This window comes from Beijerinckia sp. 28-YEA-48 (assembly GCF_900104955.1).
Lineage (GTDB): Bacteria > Pseudomonadota > Alphaproteobacteria > Rhizobiales > Beijerinckiaceae > Terripilifer.
Map to the genome: position 1 here is coordinate 2,448,185 of NZ_FNSI01000001.1, position 25,451 is coordinate 2,473,635.

General features: G+C 60.3%; 25 protein-coding genes and 1 tRNA gene. 12 read left to right on the forward strand and 14 right to left on the reverse strand.

Going from position 1 to position 25,451, the window contains the following annotated elements:
- The first annotated feature begins 5 nt into the window (after positions 1–5).
- Both BLW50_RS11555 and BLW50_RS11560 read left to right on the forward strand, forming a co-directional pair.
- Complete coding sequence (locus BLW50_RS11555; protein ID WP_090702064.1) at positions 6–1,283, forward strand: amino acid ABC transporter substrate-binding protein; 1,278 nt, start codon at positions 6–8, stop codon at positions 1,281–1,283.
- Positions 1,284–1,350: 67 nt separating this feature from the next.
- Positions 1,351–2,412, forward strand: a complete 1,062-nt coding sequence (locus BLW50_RS11560) for a CDP-6-deoxy-delta-3,4-glucoseen reductase (protein ID WP_090702067.1) — start codon at positions 1,351–1,353, stop codon at positions 2,410–2,412.
- 50 nt (positions 2,413–2,462) lie between these two features.
- On the opposite strand, the gene BLW50_RS11565 is transcribed toward BLW50_RS11560, so the two are convergent.
- Entirely contained in the window at positions 2,463–2,684 is a 222-nt protein-coding gene (locus BLW50_RS11565; protein WP_090702070.1) for a toxin-antitoxin system YwqK family antitoxin, read from the reverse strand.
- A 231-nt stretch (positions 2,685–2,915) separates the two neighbouring features.
- Here BLW50_RS11565 and gnd point away from each other — a divergent pair, with 231 nt between their 5' ends.
- The 3 genes from gnd to pgl all read left to right on the forward strand — a co-directional run bounded on the left by gnd (position 2,916) and on the right by pgl (position 6,798).
- Positions 2,916–3,911, forward strand: coding sequence for a phosphogluconate dehydrogenase (NAD(+)-dependent, decarboxylating) (gene gnd, locus BLW50_RS11570; RefSeq protein ID WP_090702073.1), 996 nt, complete (start codon positions 2,916–2,918; stop codon positions 3,909–3,911).
- Positions 3,912–3,993: 82 nt separating this feature from the next.
- Positions 3,994–5,514, forward strand: a complete 1,521-nt coding sequence (gene zwf, locus BLW50_RS11575) for a glucose-6-phosphate dehydrogenase (RefSeq protein ID WP_090702075.1) — start codon at positions 3,994–3,996, stop codon at positions 5,512–5,514.
- A 12-nt stretch (positions 5,515–5,526) separates the two neighbouring features.
- On the forward strand, positions 5,527–6,798 hold the full coding sequence (gene pgl, locus BLW50_RS31050; protein ID WP_090702078.1) for a 6-phosphogluconolactonase: 1,272 nt from the start codon (positions 5,527–5,529) through the stop codon (positions 6,796–6,798).
- 106 nt (positions 6,799–6,904) lie between these two features.
- Here the strand turns inward: pgl and BLW50_RS11585 are convergent, their stop codons facing one another.
- The 3 genes from BLW50_RS11585 to BLW50_RS11595 form a co-directional block, all read right to left on the reverse strand.
- Positions 6,905–7,075: a Flp family type IVb pilin gene (locus BLW50_RS11585; RefSeq protein WP_210186069.1), complete on the reverse strand. Its 171-nt coding sequence runs from the start codon at positions 7,073–7,075 to the stop codon at positions 6,905–6,907.
- Between the two features lie 289 nt (positions 7,076–7,364).
- A tRNA-Asp gene (locus BLW50_RS11590) sits at positions 7,365–7,441 on the reverse strand.
- An 85-nt stretch (positions 7,442–7,526) separates the two neighbouring features.
- The gene (locus BLW50_RS11595) at positions 7,527–8,228 is read right to left on the reverse strand and encodes a COG3904 family protein (protein WP_139267577.1); all 702 of its coding nucleotides are present in this window, start codon (positions 8,226–8,228) and stop codon (positions 7,527–7,529) included.
- A gap of 198 nt (positions 8,229–8,426) precedes the next feature.
- On the opposite strand from BLW50_RS11595, the gene nadC reads away from it, so the two are divergent.
- Positions 8,427–9,284 carry a carboxylating nicotinate-nucleotide diphosphorylase gene (gene nadC / locus BLW50_RS11600; RefSeq protein ID WP_090702088.1) on the forward strand — a complete coding sequence of 286 codons (858 nt, stop codon included), beginning with the start codon at positions 8,427–8,429 and terminating at the stop codon, positions 9,282–9,284.
- Positions 9,285–9,291: 7 nt separating this feature from the next.
- Here nadC and BLW50_RS11605 read toward each other — a convergent pair whose 3' ends face one another.
- From BLW50_RS11605 to BLW50_RS11625, 5 genes are read right to left on the reverse strand one after another with little or no spacing between them, the layout of a single operon-like run.
- Positions 9,292–10,134 (reverse strand): ABC transporter ATP-binding protein, encoded by an 843-nt coding sequence (locus BLW50_RS11605; protein ID WP_090709008.1) that lies wholly within the window; start codon positions 10,132–10,134, stop codon positions 9,292–9,294.
- A 10-nt stretch (positions 10,135–10,144) separates the two neighbouring features.
- Positions 10,145–11,233 (reverse strand): ABC transporter substrate-binding protein, encoded by a 1,089-nt coding sequence (locus tag BLW50_RS11610; protein WP_090702092.1) that lies wholly within the window; start codon positions 11,231–11,233, stop codon positions 10,145–10,147.
- A 36-nt stretch (positions 11,234–11,269) separates the two neighbouring features.
- A complete protein-coding gene (locus BLW50_RS11615; protein WP_090702096.1) occupies positions 11,270–12,346 on the reverse strand; it encodes an ABC transporter substrate-binding protein in 1,077 nt (358 codons plus the stop codon).
- Positions 12,347–12,380: 34 nt separating this feature from the next.
- The gene (locus BLW50_RS11620) at positions 12,381–13,235 is read right to left on the reverse strand and encodes an ABC transporter permease (RefSeq protein WP_090702099.1); all 855 of its coding nucleotides are present in this window, start codon (positions 13,233–13,235) and stop codon (positions 12,381–12,383) included.
- 57 nt (positions 13,236–13,292) lie between these two features.
- Complete coding sequence (locus BLW50_RS11625; protein WP_090702102.1) at positions 13,293–14,366, reverse strand: ABC transporter substrate-binding protein; 1,074 nt, start codon at positions 14,364–14,366, stop codon at positions 13,293–13,295.
- 153 nt (positions 14,367–14,519) lie between these two features.
- Here BLW50_RS11625 and BLW50_RS11630 point away from each other — a divergent pair, with 153 nt between their 5' ends.
- Complete coding sequence (locus BLW50_RS11630) at positions 14,520–15,395, forward strand: type 2 periplasmic-binding domain-containing protein (protein WP_170850115.1); 876 nt, start codon at positions 14,520–14,522, stop codon at positions 15,393–15,395.
- A gap of 18 nt (positions 15,396–15,413) precedes the next feature.
- Here the strand turns inward: BLW50_RS11630 and BLW50_RS11635 are convergent, their stop codons facing one another.
- Genes BLW50_RS11635 through BLW50_RS11645 form a run of 3 tightly spaced genes read right to left on the reverse strand, consistent with a single transcriptional unit; the run spans position 15,414 to position 18,086 of the window.
- On the reverse strand, positions 15,414–15,926 hold the full coding sequence (locus BLW50_RS11635) for a MarR family winged helix-turn-helix transcriptional regulator (protein WP_090702108.1): 513 nt from the start codon (positions 15,924–15,926) through the stop codon (positions 15,414–15,416).
- Positions 15,926–17,143 (reverse strand): Gfo/Idh/MocA family oxidoreductase, encoded by a 1,218-nt coding sequence (locus tag BLW50_RS11640; RefSeq protein WP_090702111.1) that lies wholly within the window; start codon positions 17,141–17,143, stop codon positions 15,926–15,928. The genes BLW50_RS11635 and BLW50_RS11640 overlap by 1 nt, the downstream gene beginning before the upstream one ends.
- 7 nt (positions 17,144–17,150) lie before the next feature.
- Positions 17,151–18,086 (reverse strand): PDR/VanB family oxidoreductase, encoded by a 936-nt coding sequence (locus BLW50_RS11645; protein ID WP_090702115.1) that lies wholly within the window; start codon positions 18,084–18,086, stop codon positions 17,151–17,153.
- Positions 18,087–18,315: 229 nt separating this feature from the next.
- Here BLW50_RS11645 and BLW50_RS11650 point away from each other — a divergent pair, with 229 nt between their 5' ends.
- Both BLW50_RS11650 and BLW50_RS11655 read left to right on the forward strand, forming a co-directional pair.
- Positions 18,316–19,632: a Rieske 2Fe-2S domain-containing protein gene (locus BLW50_RS11650; RefSeq protein WP_090702117.1), complete on the forward strand. Its 1,317-nt coding sequence runs from the start codon at positions 18,316–18,318 to the stop codon at positions 19,630–19,632.
- A gap of 112 nt (positions 19,633–19,744) precedes the next feature.
- Positions 19,745–20,731 carry a substrate-binding domain-containing protein gene (locus tag BLW50_RS11655; RefSeq protein ID WP_090702121.1) on the forward strand — a complete coding sequence of 329 codons (987 nt, stop codon included), beginning with the start codon at positions 19,745–19,747 and terminating at the stop codon, positions 20,729–20,731.
- Positions 20,732–20,740: 9 nt separating this feature from the next.
- Here the strand turns inward: BLW50_RS11655 and BLW50_RS11660 are convergent, their stop codons facing one another.
- Positions 20,741–21,556: an IclR family transcriptional regulator gene (locus BLW50_RS11660; RefSeq protein ID WP_090702124.1), complete on the reverse strand. Its 816-nt coding sequence runs from the start codon at positions 21,554–21,556 to the stop codon at positions 20,741–20,743.
- Positions 21,557–21,734: 178 nt separating this feature from the next.
- On the opposite strand from BLW50_RS11660, the gene BLW50_RS11665 reads away from it, so the two are divergent.
- The 3 genes from BLW50_RS11665 (at position 21,735) to BLW50_RS11675 (ending at position 24,767) form a co-directional block, all read left to right on the forward strand.
- On the forward strand, positions 21,735–22,769 hold the full coding sequence (locus BLW50_RS11665; RefSeq protein ID WP_090702127.1) for an aromatic ring-hydroxylating dioxygenase subunit alpha: 1,035 nt from the start codon (positions 21,735–21,737) through the stop codon (positions 22,767–22,769).
- Between the two features lie 86 nt (positions 22,770–22,855).
- The gene (locus BLW50_RS11670; RefSeq protein ID WP_090702131.1) at positions 22,856–23,995 is read left to right on the forward strand and encodes a 5-methyltetrahydropteroyltriglutamate--homocysteine S-methyltransferase; all 1,140 of its coding nucleotides are present in this window, start codon (positions 22,856–22,858) and stop codon (positions 23,993–23,995) included.
- Positions 23,996–24,134: 139 nt separating this feature from the next.
- Positions 24,135–24,767: a glutathione S-transferase family protein gene (locus tag BLW50_RS11675; RefSeq protein WP_090702134.1), complete on the forward strand. Its 633-nt coding sequence runs from the start codon at positions 24,135–24,137 to the stop codon at positions 24,765–24,767.
- Position 24,768: 1 nt separating this feature from the next.
- On the opposite strand, the gene BLW50_RS11680 is transcribed toward BLW50_RS11675, so the two are convergent.
- The gene (locus BLW50_RS11680; protein WP_090702137.1) at positions 24,769–25,383 is read right to left on the reverse strand and encodes a hypothetical protein; all 615 of its coding nucleotides are present in this window, start codon (positions 25,381–25,383) and stop codon (positions 24,769–24,771) included.
- Between the last annotated feature and the right edge of the window lie 68 nt (positions 25,384–25,451).

The following is a 25,451-nucleotide window of genomic DNA, read 5'->3' on the forward strand; positions in this document are numbered from 1 at the left end:
AGGACATGATTTTGCGAGGCATTGCACGAGCCAACGCTCTTGCCCGGCGCACAGCCAGAGTGCTGTTCGCCGCGGTTGCGATCGCGGGCGCCGCGACCGCCGCCCTGGCTGCCGATCCGATTAAGATCGGTTTCAGCATGGGTCTGACGGGCGCCAACGGCCCCAACGGCAAACAACTCCTCGTGGCGCTCGAAATCTGGCGCGACGACATCAATGCCAAGGGCGGCTTGCTCGGGCGCCCCGTCGAACTGGTCTACTACGATGACCAGACGTCGCCGACGAATGAGGCGCCGATCTACACCAAGCTGATCAACATCGACAAAGTCGATCTCGTGCTTGGTCCTTACGGCACCAATATGATCGCCGCCGCTCTGCCCATTCTGGCGCAACGCAATCTGACCACCATCGGCATTCTCGGCACGGCCGCCAATCACGAGGTCCAATACAAGAATTACTTCTCGATGATTTCGCTGGGCGAGGATCCGATCCGCGAATTCTCGCGTGGCTTCTTCGAAGTGGCGATGGCGCAGAATCCCAAGCCGCAAACCGTAGCGATCGTCGGCGCCGATGCTGAATTTGGCAAGAACTCCACCGATGGCGCCCGCATCAATGCCAAGGCGGCTGGCCTGAAGATTGTCTATGACCAGCGCTATCCACCGACCACGGCCGATCTGACGCCGGTGGTGCGCGCCATCAAGGCGCTCAACCCCGACATCGTCTATGTGGCGTCCTATCCCACCGACACGGTGTTGTTCGTGCGCGCTGCCGCGGAAGCCGGCCTTTCGGCGAAAATGATGGGCGGCGCCATGATCGGTTTGTTGGCGACACCGCTGAAGATGCAGATGGGGCCGTTGATGAACGGCTACGTCAACAATGCCGAAATGTTCGTGCCGGCCCCGAGCTTCAATTTCCCGGGCGTCGATGCGGTACTGAAAGAATATCAGAAGCGGGCGAAGGGCCAGGGCATCGATCCGTTCGGCTATGGCTTCGTGCCCTATGGCTACGCCACCGGCCAGGTTCTGGCCCAAGCGGTTGAAGGCACCAAGTCGCTCGATCACGCCAAGATCGGCGACTATATGCGCACGCAGAACTTCTCGACGGTCGTCGGCGATATCCGCTTCGGCAAGAATGGCGAATGGGCCAAGCCGCGTTCGATCATGACGCAGTGGCGCAATCTCACCGCCAGTTCGCTCGATCAGCTCAACAACCTCAACAACTGGGCGATCGTCTGGCCGCCGGAACATAAATCGGCGGATATTATCTATCCCTATCAGAAGCAATAGCGATCGAGCGGTGCGGGCAAGTCCCGCACCGCCTGTCCCAAAATGCCTTACGAGCGAGCCTTCCGATATGACACACACGATCACATTGCAGCCCAGCGGCCATAGTTTTGAGGTTGAGCCAGGTGAATCGATCCTGCGCGCCGGCCAGGCGGCGGGCTATGCCATTCCCTTCAGCTGTCGTCAGGGCGTGTGCAGCACCTGCCGCGGCAAGATCGTCGAGGGGCAAGTCGATCTCGGCGAGGTGCATCCTGCCTATCTCAGCGAAGCCGACCGCGCCGCCGGCTTCGCGCATCTGTGCCAAGCCAGCGCCCTTTCCGACGTCACCATCGAAATTCGCGAACTCGAAGGCCTTGCCGGCGTCAAGGTGCGCAAGGTGCCCTGCCGGGTCTCGAAGGTCGAGCAAGCGGCCTCCGACGTCACCATCCTGCATCTGCGCCTGCCGATGAATGAGAATATGATGTTCGTTGCCGGCCAGCATATCGAACTCATCCTGCCGGGCGACGTGCGGCGCTGTTATTCGATCGCCAGCAAGCCCAGCGTCGACGGCGTCACCGCCCTCGAACTGCACATCCGCCGCATGCCAGGCGGCTTGTTCACCGATGGCCTGCTGCCCAAACTGAAGGAGCGCGAACTGATGCGCTTCGAGGGACCGCTCGGCACTTTCTCGCTGCGCGAGAATTCGACGAAAGCCATCGTCTTCGTCGCCAGCGGCACTGGGTTTTCCGCCATCAAGGCGATGGCCGAACACGCCTTCGCGCGCGGCATCCACACCAAGCGGCCCATCCATCTCTATTGGGGAGGCCGCATCCGGCAGGATATCTATCACGCCGCTCTGGCGGAAAGCTGGGCGAAGGAATTTCCCGGTTTCCACTTTGTCCCCGTACTCTCGGAAGCGACACCCGCCTGCGCCTGGAGCGGCCGCACCGGTTTCGTCCACAATGCTGTCATGGAAGACTTTCCCACCATGAAGGAGATCGAGGTCTATGCTTGTGGCGCACCGATGATGGTGGAGGCGGCGCGGCGGGATTTCATTCAAGACTGCGGATTGGCGGAAGACAGTTTCTTCGCCGATGCCTTTCTGAGTCAGGCTGATCTCAGCAATCCGGAAGCGACAGCCGCAGCGAGCTGAACGCGTTTTGCATCAAGGCCAGGGTCTGGCAACGTCAGCCCTGTTCCGGCCTATTTCATTGTCGTGACTTTATAGACCGCCCCCTTCTGATCGTAGGTGGTCCACTCACCGATCTGCGCGCCGTTCTCAAAATGGCCGGATCGCAATTTTGTTCCATCCTTTCGGAACCATTCCCAATAGCCAGTCGGAACATCGTCAATCGTCTGGCCTCGCGCCCAGAGACTGCCATCCTTGTGATGTTTCTCGAAAGGCACGCTTTGTCGTTTCGCCATGCTTCTTTCCGTCTGTTCGCCGCGATGATGAAACGCAAGCGTAACCGAGACGAAAATTTCAGTCGATATGCCCCTCAATCTAATGAAAATGCGACTGAATATCGCCGAGGGTCATAGTTGCGACGCGATTGAACCAGTACATTGCGGGTATATTGGCAGGTATCTTGGCGGACACATTCTCGGATATCGTGCTCGGATATCTTGCCTGAACCTCTTGTCATGGAGTCATCGATGCAAATTGGCGTGGTCGGTCTGGGGCGTATGGGCCTCAATATCACGCGCCGGCTGATGAAAGCCGGTCACCAATGCCTTGCCTTCGATGTGAATGCCGAGGCGGTGACGACAGCTCGCGGCGATGGCGCCACCGGTGCGTCGTCGCTCGCCGAACTGGTCAAGTCCTTCGATCAGTCGCCACGCATCATCTGGCTCATGCTGCCAGCCGGCCGCATCACCGATGCCGCCATCGCAACGCTGGCCGAGCTGCTCGCGCCTGGCGATATCATCGTCGACGGCGGCAATACGCATTTCAAGGACGATATCCGCCGCGCCGGCGAACTGGCAAGCAAACGCATCCACTATATCGATTGCGGCACGTCGGGTGGCATCTGGGGCGCGGAGCGCGGCTATTGCCTGATGATCGGCGGCCCTGTCGAAGCCGTCACGCATATGGACCCGATCTTCAGCGCGCTGGCGCCTGGCCCCGGCGATGTCGCGCGGACACGCGGCCGCGCTGGAGAGCCGAGCCAGGCTGAGCGCGGCTATATCCATGCCGGACCGACCGGTGCTGGCCACTTCGTCAAGATGATTCACAACGGCATCGAATATGGCTTGATGCAAGCCTATGCTGAAGGATTCGACATCATGCGCGGCCGAGCTGCGGCGCACCTGCCGGAGGGCCAGCGTTACGATCTCAACCTTCCCGAAATCGCCGAAGTGTGGCGGCGCGGCAGCGTCATCTCTTCTTGGCTGCTTGACCTCAGCGCCTCGGCCCTGCTCACCGATCCGGACCTGAAACGTTTCAGTGGCGAGGTCGAGGATTCCGGCGAAGGACGCTGGACGATCGAGACGGCCATCGAACAGGCGACACCTGCGAACGTTCTCTCCGCTTCGCTCTTCGCGCGCTTCCGCTCGCGGCAGAAATCCTATGCGGACAAACTGCTCTCCGCCATGCGGTTCGGCTTTGGCGGTCATGTGGAAACGAAACCGACCGACGGAAAGGAGGGCTGAAGGCATGAACATATCGCAGCAGCCCATCCAGATACTCGAATCCCCGCCCCGCCGCCGTCCTGTTCAACCCGCTCCCTGCACCATGGTCATTTTCGGGGCGCGGGGCGATCTGACTCACCGCCTTGTCGTTCCAGCCCTCTACAATCTGTTGCGGGCGAAGATGCTGCCCGAAGATTTCCGTCTGATCGGCATCGATCATGGTGAAAACACCACGGAAGGCTGGCGCGGCTCTTTGTTCGAAAAGATCACGAGCATGGCCAACGACAAGGCCGCCGATTTCGAGGCGCACAAGGTCAATGAAGCAGCCTGGACCTTTCTCAGCGAGCGCATGTCCTATCTGCGCGGCGATTTCAACGATCCGGCGCTCTATAAGCAATTGAGCTCGCTGCTACAGACCTGCGAGAACGATGGCCGCACCCAGGGCAATGCGATTTTCTACCTGGCCGTCGCCGACCGTTTCTTCGGCCCCATCATCGATAATCTCGGCGCGGTGGGCCTGGTCAAACAGGCGCGGACCGAGGAAGGCGCACCGAAATGCTGGCGGCGCGTGGTGATCGAGAAGCCATTCGGCCATGATCTCAAGTCAGCTCGCGACCTCAACGAGCGCATCCTGACATCGCTCGAAGAAGATCAGATCTTCCGCATCGATCATTTTCTCGGCAAAGACACGGTGCAGGCCATTACCGCCTTCCGCTTCGCCAATGGCCTGTTCGAGCCTATCTGGAATCGCGACCGGATCGACCATGTCCAAATCACCGTAGCGGAGACGATCGGCGTCGAAGGGCGTGGCCGTTTCTACGAACAGACCGGCGCCTTGCGCGACATGGTGCCCAATCACGTCTTCTCGCTGCTCTCCATGGTGGCGATGGAGGCCCCAACCGGCTTTGACGCCACGTCGATCCGCAACAAGAAAGCCGACGTGTTCGCCGCCATGCCGCCCCTCGATCCGGCTTGCGCCGTGCGCGGCCAATATGGCGTTGGCACCGTGCTCGGCAAAGACGTTGCCGCCTATCGCAACGAACCGAACGTCGATCCGGCATCGGATATCGAGACCTACGTTGCCGTGAAACTCGAGATCGACAATTGGCGCTGGGCCGGCGTGCCGTTCTATTGCCGCACGGGCAAACATCTCTCCCGTCGCAACACCGAAATCGCCATCCAGTTCAAACAGGCGCCCTATCTCGCCTTCCAGGACACGCCGGTGGACGCGCTGCGGCCCAATTGGCTGGTGCTATCGATCGCGCCGGAAGAAGGCATCTCGCTGCAATTCGAGGTCAAGCGTCCCGGGCCCGTGGTCGATCTGTCGGCTGTGCGGATGGAGTTCAGATATGCCGACTGGTTCGCAAAGGAACCCTATGTCGGCTACGAGACCCTGATCTATGATGTGATGATTGGCGACCCGACCTTGTTCATGCGCGCCGACATGGTCGAACATGCTTGGCGGATCGTGCAGCCGGTGATCGACGCCTGGGAGAAGGCCCCACACGATTTTCCCAATTACGATTCGGGCAGCGACGGCCCGGCGGCGGCGGACGAATTGATCGCCCGGAGCGACGGACGCAAATGGCGCCCCGTCGAGCCGCTGAAATCGCCCAAGAGCTAGAGTAAGAGCTAGATGCCAACATCATCACAAGCACCGGCCATCATCGTCGTGATGGGCGTGTCAGGCGTCGGCAAGACGACCATTGGCCAGCTGCTCGCCCAGCGGCTGCACCGCCCGTTTGAAGACGCCGATGCTCTGCACACGCCCGCCAATATCGACAAGATGCGGCGCGGCACGCCGCTCACTGACGACGACCGGCGCGCCTGGCTCGGGCTCGTTGCGCAGAAGATCGAGGCCTGGCAGCGCGACGGACGCGGCGGTGTCATCGCCTGTTCCGCCTTGAAGCACACCTATCGCGAACTGATCAGCCGCGGCCGACAGGATGTGATCTTCGTCTACCTGCATGGCGACAAGGCAACCATCGCTGATCGGCTGGCGGCACGGCAGGGCCATTTCATGCCGGAGCACTTGCTGGCCAGCCAATTCGACGCACTGGAAGAACCGACGCTGGACGAGGACGCGATTTGGGTGCCTGTTTCCGGCACACCGGAGGAGATCGTCACGGCGCTTTTGGCACAGCTCGAAACCCGGCAGAAGGAGGCGCGGATGGCCGCAACGCTTTCCACCACGATCAGTGACGATCCCACGGCCCTGGCGCGGGCGCTGGCCGACTGGTTCGTCCAAACGCTGCGAGACAAATCCGGACGGATTGCGGTGGCGGTGGCTGGCGGATCGACGCCGAAGGCCTTCTACCAATGCCTCGCCGCCCCGCCCTATCAAGCACAAGTGCCATGGTCGCGAGTCCACTGGTTCTTCGGTGACGAGCGGTTCGTCCCGCCCACGAGTGCTTCAAGCAATTATCGGATGTTTGCTGAAGCGATCGCGGCGGAGCGTTTCGTTCCGCCAGAGAATCTCCATGCCATCCCGACAGCCGAAGTGAGCGCCGCGCGGGCCGCGGCACTCTATGAAGAAGAGCTGCGGAGCTTTTACGGCGCCGACCGTCTGAATCCTGACCGTCCGTTTTTCGATGTCACCTTGCTCGGCCTGGGAACCGACGGGCACACGGCATCGCTGTTTCCCGGAAGCACCGCCCTCGACGAGCGGCAGACGTGGGTGCTGCCGAGTGTCGCGCCCGATGGCTCGACCCGGATCACCCTGACGTATCCCCTGCTCGAAAGCAGTGCGCAGACGGCTTTTCTCGTAGCAGGCGCCGAAAAGCAGCCGATCCTGGCTCAGTTTCTGGCAGGCGACCGGGCACTGCCTGCGGCGCGTCTCAGCCCGCACGGCCTTGTGCGGCTCTTTGCGGATCGAGCCGCCTATCCTGGCGGCTCTGCACCGCATTGAGCGGCCTATAGCGCTTTGCCGTTTGATGAAACCATCAAACGGCAAAAAGACGCGTTCAAACAAAGGCTCTAGGCAAAATCGCGTTTCTATCGAAACGCGATTTCCTCTAGGTCGCGTTCAGGTGGTTGGCGATAGCGTTGAACTGAGCGGAGATCTGCGAGCCGGTAAACGTCAGAGCCGTGATGATCGCGACGGCGATCAAGCCGGCAATCAGGCCATATTCGATGGCCGTCGCGCCCGTTTCATTTCGGATAAATTGGAGAATCTTTCCCATCAACACGTCCCCAGTAGGCTGCACCTTCAGCGAGGCGGGATACGTGAGAATACTGGGGTATAAATTCTATAAGAACTTTAAATGAACTCGAAACAACAAGATCAAGTCCTAATACGACAATATTCCTATCTGTTGTGCCGAAGGGACAGGTGCCGCCCTGTTGGGCCGCCAAACGCCCAATTGCTCAGGGTCATCGTCAAACCAAGGGATGAATGGAAACAGGTCACGATCCTGGCCGCTCCGGCGCGCTCAAGCGCCAGATGCAGATCTTTAACCATGCCATTGAAATAAATGGCGAGAGTGACGGGACTCGAACCCGCGACCTTCGGCGTGACAGGCCGACGCTCTAACCAACTGAGCTACACCCCCGCAAACCGTCAGGCGTTGTGCGCCGCTGCGGAGAGCGTCCGGATAGGGCACCACCACATTGATGTCAAGAACGTCTCGCGACTTCTTAGAACTTCTCCGAAGCTAGATGCCAACGGCGGATCTCCGACGGGGTCAGCAGACGGAAAGTTTCCGACGGAGTCTTCTCGGCCGTGTAGACGAGTTCGCGGCTAACACCCATTAAACCCGCGTAATCACCGAGTTTATTGACCATTTCGTCCTGGGCGAAGGTTTTGGTCAGTTTGCTCGTGCCGTCATACTGACCGACACGCTCATAAAGAAACATACGGTGGATACCGACCTTGCTCTGGGGCGGAACAACCCGCTTTTTGGCGCCCATCAGGGCGTAGACGCAGGCAGAATAGCAGCGCCCCGACGCGAATCGCATCTCACCGCCCGCCTCCACCGGCTTGGCGACGACCACCGCGGCACCGGCGCGGCGCAACAGACGACCAAACTCCATCGAGGCCACCACCCGCCCACCGGGCGAATTGATCAGAACCACGGCATAAACATTTTTGCCGAGCTTCTGTGAGCGCAGAAAATCAATAAAATCCCGGGGCGTCTGCTCGACGATCTCGCCCTCGGCGACGATGATCTGCGGGCATTTCACTCCGCAGGTCTGTGGATCGCCCGCCTGGGCGAAACGAAACGACATCGCGGCAGAAGCCGCACCAGTTGTCATAAAAAATCCGCTGGCCACAGCACCGGCCAAGGCGACGATACGCAATACCGACCGACCTACCATCTGCTTCTCCACTCCCGCCATGGATGCTCCGATCCATTTCAACACAAAGGCTACACACTTCCGGTCGGCTTGGCGACGCCTATCCCGACCGGTCGTTAAGGAAGCAAACCGCCTGCCACTCTAGCTCGACAGGGGAACCTCTTACCCTTAAAAGCCGCAGCTGAAGCCATCCTGACTGTCCGGCGAGAAATTGCCAATAAGAGATCGACTGAGGCGTCCATGACCAATTTGTTTCTGAATCCGCTACTTATCGACAAGGTTGTGCGCGCCGCCCTGGAGGAAGATAATGGCCGCGTCGGCGACATCACGTCCCTGGCCTGTATTCCCGAGGGCACCCAGGCCCGCGCCGTCCTGGCGCCGCGCAAGCCCGGCACGATCTCCGGCCTGTCGGTTGCGGAAGCCGCCTTCAAGATCACCGACCCAAGCCTCACCTTCGAATATCTGGCCAAGGACGGCGACGAGATCACCGTGCCGCGCACGCCCGTGGCACGCATCACGGGCGATGCCCGCGCCATTCTCACCGCAGAGCGGACGGCTTTGAATTTCATCTGCCACATGTCCGGCATCGCCACGATGACCGCGAAACTCGTCGCGCTGACCAAGCACACCAAGGCGAAGGTGATCTGCACGCGCAAGACGACGCCGAACCTGCGCGTCTTCCAGAAATACGCCATCCGCTGCGGTGGTGGCATGAACCACCGCTTCGGCCTCGACGATGCCGTGCTGATCAAGGACAACCACATCGCCGTTTGCGGCGGTATCAAGCCGGCGCTGCGCGCCGCCAAAGCCTCCGTCGGTCATATGGTGAAGATCGAAATCGAAGTCGACAACCTCGATCAGCTCAAAGAGGTGATCGAGGAAGGCGCCGACGTGGTGTTGTTGGACAACATGACCCCGGCGCAAATGGCCGAGGGCGTGAAGATGATCGCTGGCCGCATGAAGACCGAAGCCTCCGGCGGCATTTCCGCCGAAACGGCGAAGGCGGTCGCGGAAAGCGGCGTCGATATGCTGTCGTTGGGCGCCCTCACCAATTCGGCGCCGATCCTCGATCTCGGCCTCGACATCGAGATCGGCTGAGCCGACACTAGATTCGGCCAATCGCGACGCTGGCATCCACCACCGGTGCAGACTTCGGCCGCCTCGGGATCATCACATGGGTCGAGGCGCCCATCGCATCGAGGACTTCGCGCCTGATACGCGCGAAGTCGTCGCTGGCGCGATCGCGCGGATAAGGCAGATCGATGGCGATATCGGCGGCGATGCGGCCCGGGTTGGGATGCATGACGATCACCCGCTTGCTCAGATAGATCGCCTCTTCCACATCATGGGTGACGAGAACCATCGTCACCTGCTCGGCTTCCCATATGGTCAGCAGCTCTTCCTGCAGCCTTTGGCGCGTCAATGCGTCAAGGGCGCCGAGCGGTTCATCGAGAAGCAAAACCTCCGGCTTGGTGACAAGCCCGCGCGCGATGGCGGCACGCTGCGCCATGCCGCCTGAGAGCTGGTAGGGAAAGACTTTCTCAAACCCGTTGAGGCCAACGAGATCGAGCAAATCCGCCACCGCCGCGCGTCGCGCCGCGCGCGGCACGTCGGAATTTTCGAGACCCAATTCGATATTGCGCTCGAGCGTCAACCACGGCAACAATCGATGATCCTGGAAGACGATACCGCGCTTCAGGCTCGTCCCGACGATCCGTTCATCATCAAGCTGGATGTCGCCTGCATATTCATCGTCGAGCCCGACGATCAACCGCAGCAAGGTCGACTTGCCGCAGCCGCTCGGGCCGACAATGCTGGTGAATTCGCCGGGCGCGATCGTCAGATCGACATTGTCGAGGACGAGGAGATCCCGCCCGTCGACATCGTACGATTTGCTGACGTGGCGCAACGTCAGCTTGCCAGCCTTAACTGATGGTTCTGCGGCCATTGCTTTGTCCTCAGGCCGCGGCATGTAGATCAGGCTTGGCATGGGCTTCCTCAAGGAAGCTCGCATCGGCCCAATCGGCGAGCGCGAAATCGTTATGTATATAGCCTTCCTGCAGCAGGAAGGCTTTCTGCACATCGACGCCCGCCAGATTGAGCGGCGACAGATTGGGCACGAAGTCGAGATGGCGGGTCACCGCCGCGATATCCTCGGCGCTTGGATAATAGGTGACGCGCGCCAGAATGCTGGCGGCGGCATCGCGATTGGCGTTGGCCCAATGACCGGCGCGCACGGCGGCGCGCAGGAAGGCGACGATGATGTCGCGATTCTTCTTGGCGAAATCGGCGTTGACGGTGATCGCATAGGGGCTATTGGCCACCTGCAAGGTCCAGTCCGGATAGCGCGACAGATCCTCAATCACCTTGAACGCGCCGCTACGTTGCAGCCGCAGGGCCCGCCCTTCGCTGGTATAGACGGCATCAACCCTGCCCTCAGCCAGGGCCTTCACCTCAGGCGTAAAGGCGATCTCGGCGCGGCGCTTGTTGGTCCACAATTCGGAGGGACGACGCGCGCCACCGACAGGCTCTTCATTGATTTCGATATCGACGACGTCAATGTCCCTCCGCGTCAGCCCCGCGAGCCGCAACGCCAGATCCAGGCCACGATGGCCGGTGGCGCGCCACCAATCCACCTTGTCCTTGTTCAGGCTGCGATAGAGGCCGAACCTCTTGCCCGCCAGATCGGCGACGCGATGGATATCGGCGTCCCTATGCACCAGAATGCTGCCGCCATGATGGCCTGCCGTCAGACCGATCAGAAGCGTATCGGTCACATCCGCCCGCGCCGAGATCGAAGGAATATTACCGCCATCGCGGAACAGATGATCAAGCGTATGATTGAAGTGCGGCAACCAGCCGACAGACGGGTCCAGGCCGCGCAGATAGGAAAGCTTGGCGCCGATCCGATGAAACTCTTCTTCGAGCCAACCGAACTCAACCGCGATATGCGAGGCCACGAAGACCGGGCAGATGGTATAATAGGCTTCGCGCGCGCCGACTTTCACACTCTTTGATACAGGCTCGGCGGACAGATGGGCAGTCATGGCAAACTCCACTGCTTGAAAGGGAAATTCTAAATCTCAGCGCAAGGATCGGATGGCTTCTTCGAGATAGCTGGCGTCAGCCCAGGCTGTGACGTCGAAGTCGTTCTTGATGTAGCCACGCTGGAGGAGGAACTCCTTCTCGATCGTCAGGCCAGCGATATTCTGTGGCGACAGATTGGCTTCGAGATCGTAGTGCCGCAGAGCCTTGGCGATTGGCGCGACATCCGGATAGATGGTCGTGCGATGAAAGATCGTGGCGGCAGCATCCGGATTGGCGTTGATCCAACGGCCAGCACGCACCGCGGCGCGCAGGTAAGCGACGATCACATCGCGGTTCTGTTCGGCGAAAGCTCTGGAGACGGTGATGGTGCGGGGCGCATTGGCGATGCGCAATGTCCAATCGGGATAAAGATCAAGATCGTCGATGATCTTGAATTTTCCGGTCCGCTCCAAAAGTTCCGCCGTACCGATCGAATAGTCGTAGATAGCGTCGATGCGCCCCTCAAGCAGAGCCCGCGCTTCAAGCGTGCGCACCTCCGGCTCGTATTCGATCTGCGACCAGATGCCGGCCGGCGTGCGGGCGGGATTCTCGCCGTGCGCATCGCTCTCGGTGATATCGACCCATTCAATATCGTCGCGCCACAAACCATGCAGGGCGAGCACGGCCAGAATGCCGTGTTCCGTCGTGGCGCGGCGATGATCGATCTTGCTCTCTTGCTGGCTGCGATAAATACCGACGCGGCGCCCTTTCAGGTCGGCGACGCGATAGATCGGATCACGCGCCCGCACGATGACCTTGCCGCCAGGCTGCGCCTGGGTAAGGCCGAGCAGGATGGTGTCGTGCAGATCGGCGCGCGCCCACACAGCCGGGCTATTGCCACCGTCGCGGATCAGGCGGTCCGAACCGTGATCATAATGCCATTTCCACGCCGCCGGATCTTGCAACGAACGCAGATATGTAGCGGTCGCGCCGACGCGTTTCAGCTCGTCGTCGATCCACCCCAATTCGAGGGCGACATTGGAAGCGACCAGAACCGGGCAGATTGTGTAAAGCAATTCACGCAGCGGCGTGGCGTTCTTCAGATCATCCGCCAGAGATGTAACAACACCCATGTTGTATTCCTTTTCCAGTTTGTGATTTTCAGGATCAGCCTTCGAAGCCTTGCTTCCAACGCAGCAGATAGCGCTGCAGGTAGTGCATGGATCTATCGATGAAGAAGCCAACGACACCGATGACGACCATGCAGACAAGCAATTGATCGGTCATGAGCAGCGCCTGCGCGCGGAAGATCAGGAAGCCGATCCCCTCCATGCCGCTTAAGCCCTCGGCAACGACAACCAGCGCCCAGGCGAGGCTCGCGCCATAGCGCAGGCCGACGAGAATGCTGGGCATGGCGCCGGGAATGATGACGCGCCGCACGAGCTGGCTGCGCGTCAAGGTCAACACCCGCGCCAGTTCGATGTAATTGCGATCGACCCCGCGAATGCCTTGCAGCGTATTCAGGAAGACCGGAAAGAAAACAGACTTGCCGATCACCACGATCTTGGCGGGCGAGCCGATGCCGATCCACAACACGATGAGCGGCAGCCAGGCGATGCCTGGAATGTGACGGATGCCATCGAGCGTGGGGCCGAAGAAACGCTCGACCGTCGGCGACAGACCAGCGGCAAGACCGAGACCGACGCCCGCCACAGAGCCATAGAGAAACGCCTGCCCGACAATCGAAATGCTGGAGAGGAAATCCTTTTCGAAGTCCTGGCGCAGCACCATGTCGAAGAAGGAATAGAAGGTCTTCAACGGCGACGGCAGAAAGACCTCGGACACCCAATGCTGCTGTGCCGCCACTTGCCAGAGGAGTAGAACCGACAGCGGCAAAATCAGGCCCAACGCCAGTCCAACCGCGTTTCGGCGATTGCCTTTTACTTTCGCTTTAAGCTTGGATCGCGACTTTTGATCGCGCGCGGGCGAGGCGTCGACTGAATCGACGTTTGCTATAGTCATTTCATATTCCTGAATGAGAAGAGCAGCGCGGCGCCTGCAAGCACCGCGCCTCGCCGATTAATTGTAGATGGAGTACTGACCGCCGGCGAAGAAGCGCCGGTCGACGAAGCCCGCGATCATCTCAGGCGAAAGCGAGCGCTCCTTCAGGATCTCGTCGCCATGCTCGACATAGTACTGTTGAAACTTCTCAATCGACGTCTTGGCGTTTTCGGCGTTCGTCTCGCCGGCCATGTATTCGAATGAGGATGGATCGGTGATGCCGAACTTGGCGATGTTGACCGGCATGCGCAGATCCTTGGCGACGATTTCCGATGCTTCGTCGACATTGTCCTTGATCCAAGCCTTGGTACGCTCATGGGCGATCAGAAAGGCGCGGACAGCGCTTGGATATTTGTCGACAAATTCACGCATGGCGAAATAGGAGACGCGTCCGGCGGCGTTGACATAAACGCCGTCCTTCGGACTGCGGCCGATGACTTTCACCTGTCCTGTCGTCACCAGCGCAGCCGCGGACGGCAGAGCCGTATGTGTTGCTGTCGCGGCGATCCGGCCGCTGAGCAGCGCCGCATTGACGGTCGCCGACGAGGTGATCGTCTCATGGCGGACGGAGCCTTCGCGGATGCGCGTCGCCAGGGGAACGCCGGCGGCGTCCAGCGCTTCCTTCGGGGAGGTCCATCCGCAGCCGACGCGGCTTGAGCCGAGCGCCTGCCCTTTCAGGTCCTGCAGATTTTCAAAGGGCGAATTCTTCAACGCCAGGATCGGCGTGCGGTTCTCATCGGAGGGGACCGACATCCAGACGATGACAGCATCAAGCCCGTTGGCGCGGTGAACGGCGGCTGGGTACATCATGCGCTGAGCAATCGCGAGGCCGCCGCGATCCAGCATGGCCGCTTCCGCGCCTGACAGTTCAGCGGTGCCGGGATTGAGCAGGCGAATTTCGGTTGTGCCGATCTTTTCGAACTCTTCTTTCAGGATGCCTTTCTTCAGGGCAACCGCAGTCCAGGCGGCGAGCGGTAGGTTGATCGATTTCAAAACCTCTTCGGCCTGCGCCGGCGCGGCCGAGAGAACAGCGAGAACGCCAAGGCCGAGGCTGGCGTTGCGCCAAGCGGCGCGGAACTTCTGAACTGTCACGGGAATCTCCTCTGAAACTTGCCCTGAGAGACATATTGGCTTTTTATTACATATATTCTATAGAAATTATATTCTATGGAGAAGCCAATGTGGCCGTCAAGCGAATTGTTCAATCATGGGACTGCGCATTGGACTGCGCGCCCGGAGCTTCTGGTGGACCAGCACGCCGCCTTTTTGGCTGAAGCTCGCCCGGGTCGTGCGCTGTCGGTGGCAGCGTTCGGAATCTTTCTGCTGGGCGCTGGTGCCGCGGGCCTGACGCTTTGGAATGAATGGACGGCCAATGCGCCGGACGTGCCGGCAGCTGTTCCTGCAGCGGTGCAAAGAGGCACGCTGAAACTCGGCGTCGAGCGCGTGCCGCGTCCGCCCCGCCCGACCGATTATCAGACCCGCCGCGAGGAAGGTTTCGAGGCGGTGCTGCGTGATGATCTGCAACGCAGGCTCAACGTCGCCGTCGAACTGGTCCCCATCAGACCCGAGGATCAGGCTGCAGCCTTGGCACAACGCCATGTCGATGTGCTGCTCGTCCATCGGCTCGCATCAGCCGATGCGGACGAGGTCGTGGTACGCACCGGCTATGAAAGCGGCCTGACGTTTCTGATGCGGAGCGATACGACGATCCGTTCCTGGGCCGACGCGGCAAAGCGTTCGACCTGCATCGTCGAGGACAACGAGGCAGCGCGCGCCTTCACGCTGCGCGGTGGCGGCTCGCCGCTCGCCTATGCCGATCCCGCCAAGGCTCTGGCGGCGATGCGTGCTGGCGAATGCGATGCGGCCGTGGTCGATTCGACGCTCGCCGCGCAGTTTGCGCCGTTGGAACGATGGAGAAAGTTCGGTGCGACATTACCGGCCCGCGACGTGTCACAACTGGTTTTCAAGACCGCGCCCGGCGACCGGCTGTCAGCCCGCCGCTTGCAACAGATCGCCGATGCTTGGCATCGGCAAAGAAGCTGGCAAGCCTGGACCAAGACCTGGGCAACGGAAGTCGATTTCGAAGCTTACCTCGAACAGGACGCGCCAGACTGCCATTGATCGCGAGCGTGGATCAGTTCAGCCTTCCTCGCGAAGCGCCGACTCGCTTTCTTCGCGCGCCATGTTCTCGATGATCGCCAGCAGAACCTTACGCGTGGTCGCCACTTCCGCTGCCGTCACGCTGCTTACGGCCACCGCGTTGATATGTTCAGCGATCGGCACGAGCTTTTCTTTCAACGCCCGCCCTTCGGGGGTGAGAAAGACGTAGACGTTCTTGCGGCTGTGCGGCAGCTTGCGGCGCTCGATAAAGCCGAACTTCTCCATCGCCGTGAGGGCCGAGAATGTGGTGGGCTCCATCAGGCCCGCTTCTTCGCTCAATTCGCGCTGGGTCAACCCTTCGCGCTCCCACAGGATGCGCAGAAACACCCAATGGCCGAAGGAGACATTGTGGCGGGCGAGACTGATCTGCATCATCCGCGTCAGGCCACGGGCCGCATCGCGGACCAGATGGGCCAGACGATCATTGGGCACCGCATCGCGCCAGCGGCGCAGGATCACTTGGTTCTCGGAGCTTCCCTGCCGGTTCGACATCAGGCGCTCCGCGTCAGTGATGGCGTCGGCACCTGATGATGCAAGATCACATCCCGCCCCTCGCGAGCCGATTGCAGAATCGCAAAGCACACTTCCATCGTCGCCAGGCCCCACACTCCATCGTGAACCGGCGGCACGCCGTCAACGACTGCCGCATACAGTTCGTCGATCACCTCCATGCGCGGCACCGCTCGGACCGGCACATCCTCGAGACGACGCGCGTCGTCGCCATAGATCATCACGCCTTTTGAGGTCGGGCGCAAATCGGCATGGGCGCAGGAGGCGACGAGGAGGCCGAAATTCTGGTGCCAGCGCGTCTGCGGTTTGGTGGACAGCCGGGCATCGCCCTGCCCGTAACGGGGGCCGCCATAGTTGGATTGGGCTTTGATGGCCAGTTCGTCGGCCTGGCTGGCGTGGCCCAGCGCCCGGCGGGCGGCACCATAATTGTCAGGATTTTTGGGCAATCCGCCTTCGTTGATCCAGTCGACCAGTTCGTCCGAATCAAAATGGGCGTAACCGCTATAGGTCAGGCTGGCGACCACGCCGCTGTGGAAGGTCATGAAGGCAGTGTAAGCGCCTTCGGTCGGGCGTGCCGGGTCCATGATCGCCGTCGCGGCGCGCACCGACTTGACCATGCCGCCGCCAATGAGGCGCAGATTGTCGACCTGATGCGGCGCCTGATTGAAGATGACCCCTCCGCCTTGCGCCGTGTCGAGCTCTTCGGGCCGGCGCGGCCGATAGATGAAGTCGGTATAGTTCAGCGCGCTCATCATATGCAGAGCGCCGAAGGCGCCGCTCTCGATGAGTTCGCGCGTGCGGCGTACCGGTGCGTCGAAGGAATGACTGTGGCCGACGACAAGCGCCACGCGCGCCTCGCGCGCCGCGTCAATCATCAGCTGGCATTCCTCGACCGAAAGCGCCATCGGCTTTTCGCACAGAATGTGAAGGCCGGCCTTGGCCGCGGCCAGAACATTGTCGCGATGATACTGATGCGGGGTCGAGACATAGACTGCCTCGACCAACGGATCAGAGCACATCTCCTCGACGCTGGCGTAAGCGCGCCCGGCAAAATCCCGAGAGAACCGCTCGCGCGCCTCAGGGCGCGGATCAGCGCCGGCGACGATCTCGATCCGTTCGTCCTGTACCAAGGTCGGCAGCATCAGACTGAAGGCACGGCCGAGGCCGGCTATTCCAAGGCGCAGTTTACGAACGGTCATGGAGCACTCACAGATCGATCACCACTTCCCCGCCCCGCCCACGCGAGACGCAGACCATGATGTTGGTCGTATACTCATCTGGCGTCAGTACAAAATCGCGGTGTTCCACATCGCCGGAAACAAGCGTGGTGCGGCAGGACCCACAAGAGCCGCTTTGACAGGAGAACGGCACTTCATGGCCCGCTTGGCGCAGCACTTCAAGAATGCTGGTGCCGACGGGCACATCAAGAACCTCACCGGTGTCCACGATACGGACAGTGAAAGGCTCGTCGTTAGGCTGCGGCTGCGAACCATCGACGAAAGCTTCGAAATGCACGGCGCTCGATGACCAATGGCCGGTCATGTCACGCACCGCGTCCATCAGCCCGCGCGGACCGCAGCAATAGATGTGGCCCTTCGGCTTTTCGAGCACTGGCCAAAGATCGTAGCCTTGAGCAGGATCACCGCCATCATGATGGATGATGACTTTGCCGGTGAATTCCGGCGCCTTCAGATCTTCGAGGAAGGCCGACAAGCCGCCATCGCGGGTGAGATAGTAGAGGCGGAAATTGCCCCTGCCCTCGCTGAGGAGATGCCGCGCCATTGAGATGATCGGGGTGATGCCGATGCCGCCGGCGATCAGCACGTAACCAGCCGAGGACGGCACCAACGGGAAATCATTATGCGGCTCGGAGACAGTGATCGTGTCGCCCTCGTGCAGCTGATCGGCCATGCTGAGCGAACCGCCGCGGCCGTTGGCCTCGCGCTTGACCGCGATAACATAGCGGTCCCGTTCAGCCGGATCGTTGCTGAGCGAATATTTGCGCTCCTCGCCGCCAGGCGTGCGTACGATAATGTGGCTGCCGCTGGTGAACGGCGGCAGTTCCCCACCGTCTGGAGCCCGCAGTTCAAACCCGAATATGCCCTCGGCAATCTGCCCGGCGCTGGTGACGCGCAAGTCCATACTTGAATTCCTTGGCCTTTCCCGGGGCCACCGCCCCTCCCAAAATACTTAGACGTCTAATTATATAATTTCAACCCGGCCAGGGCCTATACGCGTCTTGTCCGCTATTCGGAAACTTTTCGCCGATCTAGAATTCCTCCACCTCTCGACAAAGCACGCGGAAGGGTGTAGATTCTTAGAGACCTAACCAATCGGGAGCCGCCTCAAGGCTGCTGGAGGAGAAAGCGCCATGCTGACACAGGACGAAAACGACCTCTTGTGCCGCGTCGAGGGTGACGCGCCGATGGGCCACATCATGCGCCAGCATTGGCTGCCCGCCTGCATGATCGAGGAAGTGGCCGAACCCGATTGCGATCCGCTGAAGGTGCGCCTGTGCGGCGAGGATTACGTCGTGTTCCGCGACACCAACGGCCAGGTCGGCATGCTCGATGAGCAATGTCCGCATCGCCGTGCGTCACTGGCCTTTGGCCGCAACGAGGATTGTGGCCTGCGCTGCCTCTATCACGGCTGGAAGTTTGACGTGAACGGCAACGCCATGGAGATGAACTCCGAGCCCGTCGAAACCGGCCTGCTCAAGAAGATGAAGACGCGCGCTTATCCGGTGCGCGAAGCGGCCGGCTTTGTCTGGTGCTATCTCGGCCCTGTCGAGAGCATGCCGGAATTCGAGCCGCCGGTGTGCCAACCGACGCCCGACACACGCATCTCGATCGCCAAATACAAAGTGCCGGTGAACTGGGCGCAGATTCTGGAAGGCGCGATCGACTCGTCGCATTCCTCGACCCTGCACTCTTCCGACATGGTGCCGGCGCGCGTCGCGGGCGCCCAGGCCAATGAACAGCTGTGGCTGCGCCCTTCGACCGACAAGTCGCCGCGCCTCTATTCGCAGCGCACGCCCTTCGGCTTCCGCTACGCCGCCGTGCGTCGTCCGATCCAGAACGCGCAGACCCACGACTATATCCGCACGACCCTGTTCGTCGCGCCCTATACGGTGCTGATCCCGCCGAACAACAACTACAAAGTCGTGATCATGCATGTGCCGATCGACGACGAGAACACCGACTTTTATTTCTTGGCCTTCGGCGATAATGCGACGACGCCGGGCACGGAAGAATGGCGCAAGTTCCTGCATGCGCAAGTCGGCATCGATGTCGACGAAAGCTATCGCAGCTACCGGACCTTCGAGAACAATTTTAAGCAGGACCGGCAGGCGATGAAGCTCGGTAACTTCACCGGCATTCCGGGCATTCCCAACCAGGACTATGTGATGTGGCTCACCATGGGCAAGATCACCGACCGGACGAGGGAAATCCTCGGCCAGAGCGATCTGGCCATCGTCGAGTTCCGCCGCCAGATGGTTGAAGCCGCACAGTCCTATCAGACTGATGGCACGGTGATCGGGCGCACCGCGCCGCATATCCCGCTCAACAAGCTGCGTTCCTTCGAAGGCGTCGCGCCGAAGACGACCGACTGGCGGGTCGCGGGCCTCGATCAGGAAGAGCTCGATCTGCGCGGTCTCGCGGTGCCGACGACAACGGCGGCTGAATAGGCTCAACGCCTCCATCACACGATCGTAACACACAATTCAACGACGGTCCTGGCCACCATCCCGACACACGGGATGGTGGCCAAAATCAATGTCGCGCCACAGGGACAGAACCATGTCGAAATTGAAACTGACGCTCGGCTGCTGGAACTATGATCGCACACGCGGCCTGCAGGATGGGTCGGTGCAGCCCGATGGCATCGACATCAATTTCCTCGACATGCCGGTGGAGGAAACCTTCTTCCGCATGGCGCGCTATCGCGAATTCGATGCCTCGGAAATGTCGCTGTCGTCCTACTCGGTCTCGTGTCACCGCGATCCGAAACCATTCGTCGCGATCCCGGTCTTTCCGTCGCGCTTTTTCCGCCACTCGTCGATCTATATCAACGCCAAGTCAGGGATCCACGAGCCGAAGGATCTAATTGGCAAACGCATCGGCGTGCCAGAATTCCAGATGACGGCATCGGTGTGGATCAGAGGTATTTTGGCCGACAACTATGGCGTGCCGATGGACAGCGTCTCCTATCATACGGGTGGCGAGGAAGAGCCGGGCCGCATCGAGAAGATCAAGCTCAGCCTGCCTCAAAACATCAAGGTGACGCCGATCCCCGACGACAAAACCTTGGCGCAGATGCTGCGCGACGGCGAGATTGATGCCTTCCATACAGCGCGGAAGCCCTCGACCTATGACGGCGTCAACGTCAAGCGCCTGTTCGAGGACTATCGGCCAGTGGAACTCGACTATTTCCGCAAGACTCGGATTTTTCCGATCATGCACACGATCGCCATCCGCCGTGAGGTCTATGAGGCCAATCGCTGGATCGCCCAATCACTGTTCAAGGCCTTCGTCGAGGCGCAGCGCCGCACCTATCACGACCTGCAGGAAACCGCGGCCTTGAAGGCCATGGTGCCCTGGCTGTCGCATGACATCGAGGAAGCGCGCCGGGAGCTGGGCGAGGACTATTGGCCCTACGGTTTCGACAACAACTACAAAGTGCTCGAAACCTTCCTGCGCTATCACCACGAATGCGGACTGTCGCCGCGCCTGTTGAAGCCGGAAGAACTGTTCGCGCCGGAGACGCTGGAAGCGTTCAAGATCTGACCGCACGCCTCAGGCGCGTGGAAAGCGCTTGTCGTGGGAGGCGCCGAGGTTGAGCGAAATCTGTTGTGCGACGCGCAGCAGCGCTTCGGCATTCTGTCCCTCGGGCCGATCATCGAAAGCAGGCGTATTCGCCACCACCGTCAGGGCCGCAACCGCAACGCCTTCCGCATTCAGGATGGGCGATGCGATGCTGGCAAAGCCCGGAACAACTGCACCGCTGCGCGGACTGATGCCGGTTCGGCGAATTTCCTTCAGCACCGCGAGGATCTGCTCGACCGACGACGCGTGCCAGGGGTCTTCTGGTTGAGAGTCTTTGAGCGCACGCGCGATGACCTCCTTCTGCAGAGGCGGCGGGAAGTAGGCCAGGATGGCGCGGCCCGCAGCACTCAACGGCGGCAGGACGGCGCCGACCTGCAACGTCCAATAGCTTGTCCGCAAACCGGGCAAATGCAGCACGATGATCGGACCCTTGTCGGACCAGATCGACAGGCAGACCGGCGTCCCCAATTCATCTCGTAGAGACTGCATCGGCTCACGGGCCGCTTGCACCGCATCAATATTCGCCAGCGCGGCCAGGCCGAGATGAATTGCCGTAGAGCCGAGCGCGAACGTATTGCCGGCCTCGTTGCGGACCAGAAGGCCGGTTCGCACCAGGCTGACCAGATAGAAATGCAGGCTCGTCGGGCTCATCCCCGCCTTCTCAGCCAGATATCTCAAGGTGAAGGGGCCGGGCGACGCCAGAAATGGCGCAATGACACGGAAGGCGACCTCGACGGATTGGATCCCACGCGGTTCAGCCGCCTTTTTGCTTTGCTTATCAGCCATATACCTCACCCCGATGGGCGCAGACGTTAGCGGAAGCCATGGCGTTCCTCAACATCATGCTCGGTCATCATTGCAAATATCAATTAAAATTGACTAATGCAAAGACTCAGACCTAAGATGCGGTTATCAAAAGCGCTTGGTGAAAAGCGCTCGGCGAAAAGCAGGTGGGAGTGCGACGATGTTTCTGAAGGACTGTTGGCAAGTGGCCGCCTTCGCCAAGGAGGTCGGCCGTAAAATCCTACCGCGGACGCTGGCCGGCGAAGCGGTGATTTTGTATCGCACGACTGCGGGAACGCCGGTCGCCATGCTCGACACCTGCCCGCATCGCTTTCTGCCGCTGTCGTTGGGCACACTGTCAGCCGATGTGATTCAGTGCGGCTACCACGGGCTGTGCTTCAACCGTCACGGCGACTGCGTCAAAATCCCAGGACAAGACCGCATTCCGCCGACCGCAAAGGTCACCGTATTTCCCATCGTTGAGCGTTACGGCTTCATCTGGATTTGGCTCGGCGACGCATCAATGGCGCACGAGAGCACGGTGCCCAATTTCCACTGGATGACCAATCCGGAATGGGTGGTGAGCGAAGGCTATCATCACATCAACGCCCACTATCAGTTGATCAACGACAACCTGCTGGATCTCTCGCATGAGACCTTCGTTCACCCGCACACGATCGGCAATCATGCGGTCGCTGAATCGCCGCTCACCGTCTCCGAAGGCGAAGGCACGGTGATAGCCCACCGCGATATTATGAACTGCGAACCACCGCCGTTCTACGTCAAGGTCGCCGGCTTTTCGACGCGGATCGATCGATGGCACACAACCATCTTCACGCCACCGGGTTTTCTCGTCATCGAGAATGGCTCGGTGCCCGCTGGCATGCCCAAGGGCGAAGCGCGCGAGAAAGGCATTGCCCGCGAGCGGCGCGTCCTCAATCTCATCACGCCGGAAACGGAAACGTCGTCGCATTACTTTTGGGGCATTGCCCGCTGTTACGACCTCGAGGATGTGGAGCTGACGGACTATATCCGGCGCGAAGTTGCCCGCACTTTCGATGAAGACAAACTCGTGCTGGAGGCCCAGCAAAGCCGGCTCGGCGCCAACAAGATCACGCATTTTCCGGTGACGCTCAGAGCCGATGCCGGCGCCGTCAGGGGAAGACGGCTGATCGAAGCCATGCTGCGTGGCGTCTCTGCGGATGCCGCCGAGTAGCGATGCCCACGAAGTGGACTGCCTTTGCCTTTTAAAGGAGATGGCCTAGCATCCTCTCAAGCAGTCACTGCTTGAGGGAGGATGTCATGGCGGCAGATGTATCCGCGACAGGTGTATCGCGGGCCCCATTCAAGGCGGATGTGGTCGGTAGCCTTCTGAGGCCAGCGAAAATTCACGAAGCGCGCGCCAAGCTCGCCGGTGGATCGGCAACGCGCGACGACGTCTGGAAAGTTGAAAGCGACAGCGTCGGCGAGGCCGTGGCCTTACAGAAGGAAACTGGCCTGAAAGTTTGCACCGATGGCGAATATCATCGCCGCCATTGGTTCGTCGATTTTATCGAGAAGATCGATGGCGTCGGTTTCGCCGGGGGCCTACCGACACGCTTCCAGACCGCGGAAGGCTATATCGAATTCTCGCCGCCGAAAGTCATCACCACAGGCAAATTACGCCGGACGAAATCGCTCGCCGTCGATGATTTCAAGGACCTGAAACCGATTGCCGACAAGGCCGGGCTGACACCGAAACAGCCGATCCCCTCGCCCACCTTGGTGCACTTCCGCAGCGGCGATCCCGGCGTCGACAAGAAAGCCTATCCCGACATCGCCGAATATTATCACGACCTCGCCCAGGTCTATCGCGACGAGATCAAAGCGCTCTATGACGCCGGCTGCCGCTACATTCAGATCGACGAGACGAATTTCCCCTTTCTCTGCGATCCCAACATGCATGACCATGTGCGCGCCATCGGCGAGGATCCGGTGAAGCTGCAAGTGAAGTACAAAGATCTGCTCAATGCGGTCACCAAGGGACGCCCGGCCGATCTCACCATCGCCATGCACATGTGCCGCGGCAATCATGAAAGCGCCTGGGCCGCCTCCGGCGCCTATGACTTCGTCGCGGAAGTGGCATTCGGCGAACTCGATATCGACGCCTTCTTCCTCGAATATGATACGGAGCGCGCTGGCTCCTTCGCGCCGCTGAAACATATGTCGAAGAACAAGACCGCCGTTCTCGGCCTCGTCACGTCGAAGAAGCCGGAGCTGGAAAGCAAGGATCTGTTGAAACGACGGATCGATGAAGCGGCGAAATTCATACCGCTCGAGCGCCTCGCCCTGTCGCCGCAATGCGGCTTCGCCTCGACCATCGGCGGCAATAAGCTGACCGTCGATGAAGAAAAGGCAAAGCTGCGCCTGGTCGTCGAAACGGCGAGGGAAGTCTGGGGATGAGCCTCTAAATGTCATTCCCGACGCGCGAAGCGCGAGCGGGGATCCAGAGCAACCACTTCTATGTTAATCGTTCTACCGCTGGCTCTGGATCCCCGCTCACCTGCTGCGCAGGTATCGGGGATGACATGATGGAGTTTCAATGACCATCGAATTACATACGTGGGATACGCCCAACGGTCGCAAGATCAGCGTCGCGCTAGAAGAGATGGGCCTGCCCTATACGGTGAAGCCGATCGACATCAGTAACAATGGCCAGTTCGATCCGGCCTTCCTGAAGATCAGTCCCAACAACCGCATCCCAGCTATCATTGACCCTGAAGGGCCGGAGGGACAGCCTGTCAGCGTGTTCGAATCCGGCGCTATCCTGATTTACCTGGGCGAGAAGACCGGCCAATTTCTGCCCAGCGCTGGCGCGGCGCATATCGCCACGCTCGAATGGCTGATGTTCCAGATGGGCGGCTTTGGGCCGATGCCGGGACAGGTGCATCACTTCCTCGCTGTCGCCAATGAGGCCGACCAACGCTACGGCCTCGCGCGCTACACCAAGGAAACGCTGCGCCTCTATGGCGTGATGGATCGTCGGCTGGCCCTGGTGCCCTATTTCGCCGGCGCCGAGGTTTCGATCGCCGATTTCGCCATTCTGGGCTGGGCCTGGCGGCACGAACGCCACAAGGTTGACCTGGCAACCTACCCTAACGTCAAACGCTGGTATGAGGCGATGATGGCGCGGCCGGGCGTGCAGCGGGGATTTGCCGTCAGTCTAACCGGATAGATCACTTCAAGAGATCGAGATCATCGCGCGGCGGCGGTGGCGGGTCGGACAGCATGTCATTGGCGATCGTTTGAAACGCGCCAGCGGCACTTTTCCAATCTGCCTCAGGCAAGAACTCAGACCGTGGTCCGGGGCCCAGCCGCAAAGCTGCCTGCGTGATCCGCTCGTTTTCGTCGCCCCAGATATAGTTATGGAGAACGGCGATGCCGTAGTCGTCCGACTGGAGAAATACTGCCGCGCCACGCGCCACCGTTAGGAAAACGACGAAGTCCATCAGGTTCTCGGAATAGGTGAGAGAGCCGACGACATATTCTCGCGCCTTGGCATCATAGGCACTGCGCGACAGATGGGGCGCTTCAGCACTCTTCAAAATTCCGCGCAAAGCCGAACGATTGGTCTGCTTGCCGAGACGGGCATCGCAATCGTCGATAACTTCCTTGAGTTCAGCATCGGACGCCTGCTGAATGTCTTTGACGTCTCCGCCAAAATACCACTGCCCTCCGAGGGATCGCCAATCCTGCCAAGTCGAAGCCAAAGGCGTCGGACTGTCGAGCCATCGCACGAGAGGCTCCCGTCCAATTTGCAGCTTGAGAAATGCGGCATCTGGTTCGGACATGGCTGCTCCGTATCGTCAAAAAGTACCATTCCCTCGGTCTCTATATCCATATGAATATAGAAATAACT

What these genes read in the sequence shown, in the direction of transcription:
- BLW50_RS11555 (WP_090702064.1), top strand. Translation starts at nt 6, where the DNA reads ATGATTTTGCGAGGCATTGCACGAGCCAACGCTCTTGCCCGGCGCACA.
- BLW50_RS11560 (WP_090702067.1), top strand. Translation starts at nt 1,351, where the DNA reads ATGACACACACGATCACATTGCAGCCCAGCGGCCATAGTTTTGAGGTT.
- BLW50_RS11565 (WP_090702070.1), bottom strand. Translation starts at nt 2,684, where the DNA reads ATGGCGAAACGACAAAGCGTGCCTTTCGAGAAACATCACAAGGATGGC.
- gnd (WP_090702073.1), top strand. Translation starts at nt 2,916, where the DNA reads ATGCAAATTGGCGTGGTCGGTCTGGGGCGTATGGGCCTCAATATCACG.
- zwf (WP_090702075.1), top strand. Translation starts at nt 3,994, where the DNA reads ATGGTCATTTTCGGGGCGCGGGGCGATCTGACTCACCGCCTTGTCGTT.
- pgl (WP_090702078.1), top strand. Translation starts at nt 5,527, where the DNA reads ATGCCAACATCATCACAAGCACCGGCCATCATCGTCGTGATGGGCGTG.
- BLW50_RS11595 (WP_139267577.1), bottom strand. Translation starts at nt 8,228, where the DNA reads ATGGCGGGAGTGGAGAAGCAGATGGTAGGTCGGTCGGTATTGCGTATC.
- nadC (WP_090702088.1), top strand. Translation starts at nt 8,427, where the DNA reads ATGACCAATTTGTTTCTGAATCCGCTACTTATCGACAAGGTTGTGCGC.
- BLW50_RS11605 (WP_090709008.1), bottom strand. Translation starts at nt 10,134, where the DNA reads ATGGCCGCAGAACCATCAGTTAAGGCTGGCAAGCTGACGTTGCGCCAC.
- BLW50_RS11610 (WP_090702092.1), bottom strand. Translation starts at nt 11,233, where the DNA reads ATGACTGCCCATCTGTCCGCCGAGCCTGTATCAAAGAGTGTGAAAGTC.
- BLW50_RS11615 (WP_090702096.1), bottom strand. Translation starts at nt 12,346, where the DNA reads ATGGGTGTTGTTACATCTCTGGCGGATGATCTGAAGAACGCCACGCCG.
- BLW50_RS11620 (WP_090702099.1), bottom strand. Translation starts at nt 13,235, where the DNA reads ATGACTATAGCAAACGTCGATTCAGTCGACGCCTCGCCCGCGCGCGAT.
- BLW50_RS11635 (WP_090702108.1), bottom strand. Translation starts at nt 15,926, where the DNA reads ATGTCGAACCGGCAGGGAAGCTCCGAGAACCAAGTGATCCTGCGCCGC.
- BLW50_RS11640 (WP_090702111.1), bottom strand. Translation starts at nt 17,143, where the DNA reads ATGACCGTTCGTAAACTGCGCCTTGGAATAGCCGGCCTCGGCCGTGCC.
- BLW50_RS11645 (WP_090702115.1), bottom strand. Translation starts at nt 18,086, where the DNA reads ATGGACTTGCGCGTCACCAGCGCCGGGCAGATTGCCGAGGGCATATTC.
- BLW50_RS11650 (WP_090702117.1), top strand. Translation starts at nt 18,316, where the DNA reads ATGCTGACACAGGACGAAAACGACCTCTTGTGCCGCGTCGAGGGTGAC.
- BLW50_RS11655 (WP_090702121.1), top strand. Translation starts at nt 19,745, where the DNA reads ATGTCGAAATTGAAACTGACGCTCGGCTGCTGGAACTATGATCGCACA.
- BLW50_RS11660 (WP_090702124.1), bottom strand. Translation starts at nt 21,556, where the DNA reads ATGGCTGATAAGCAAAGCAAAAAGGCGGCTGAACCGCGTGGGATCCAA.
- BLW50_RS11665 (WP_090702127.1), top strand. Translation starts at nt 21,735, where the DNA reads ATGTTTCTGAAGGACTGTTGGCAAGTGGCCGCCTTCGCCAAGGAGGTC.
- BLW50_RS11670 (WP_090702131.1), top strand. Translation starts at nt 22,856, where the DNA reads ATGGCGGCAGATGTATCCGCGACAGGTGTATCGCGGGCCCCATTCAAG.
- BLW50_RS11675 (WP_090702134.1), top strand. Translation starts at nt 24,135, where the DNA reads ATGACCATCGAATTACATACGTGGGATACGCCCAACGGTCGCAAGATC.
- BLW50_RS11680 (WP_090702137.1), bottom strand. Translation starts at nt 25,383, where the DNA reads ATGTCCGAACCAGATGCCGCATTTCTCAAGCTGCAAATTGGACGGGAG.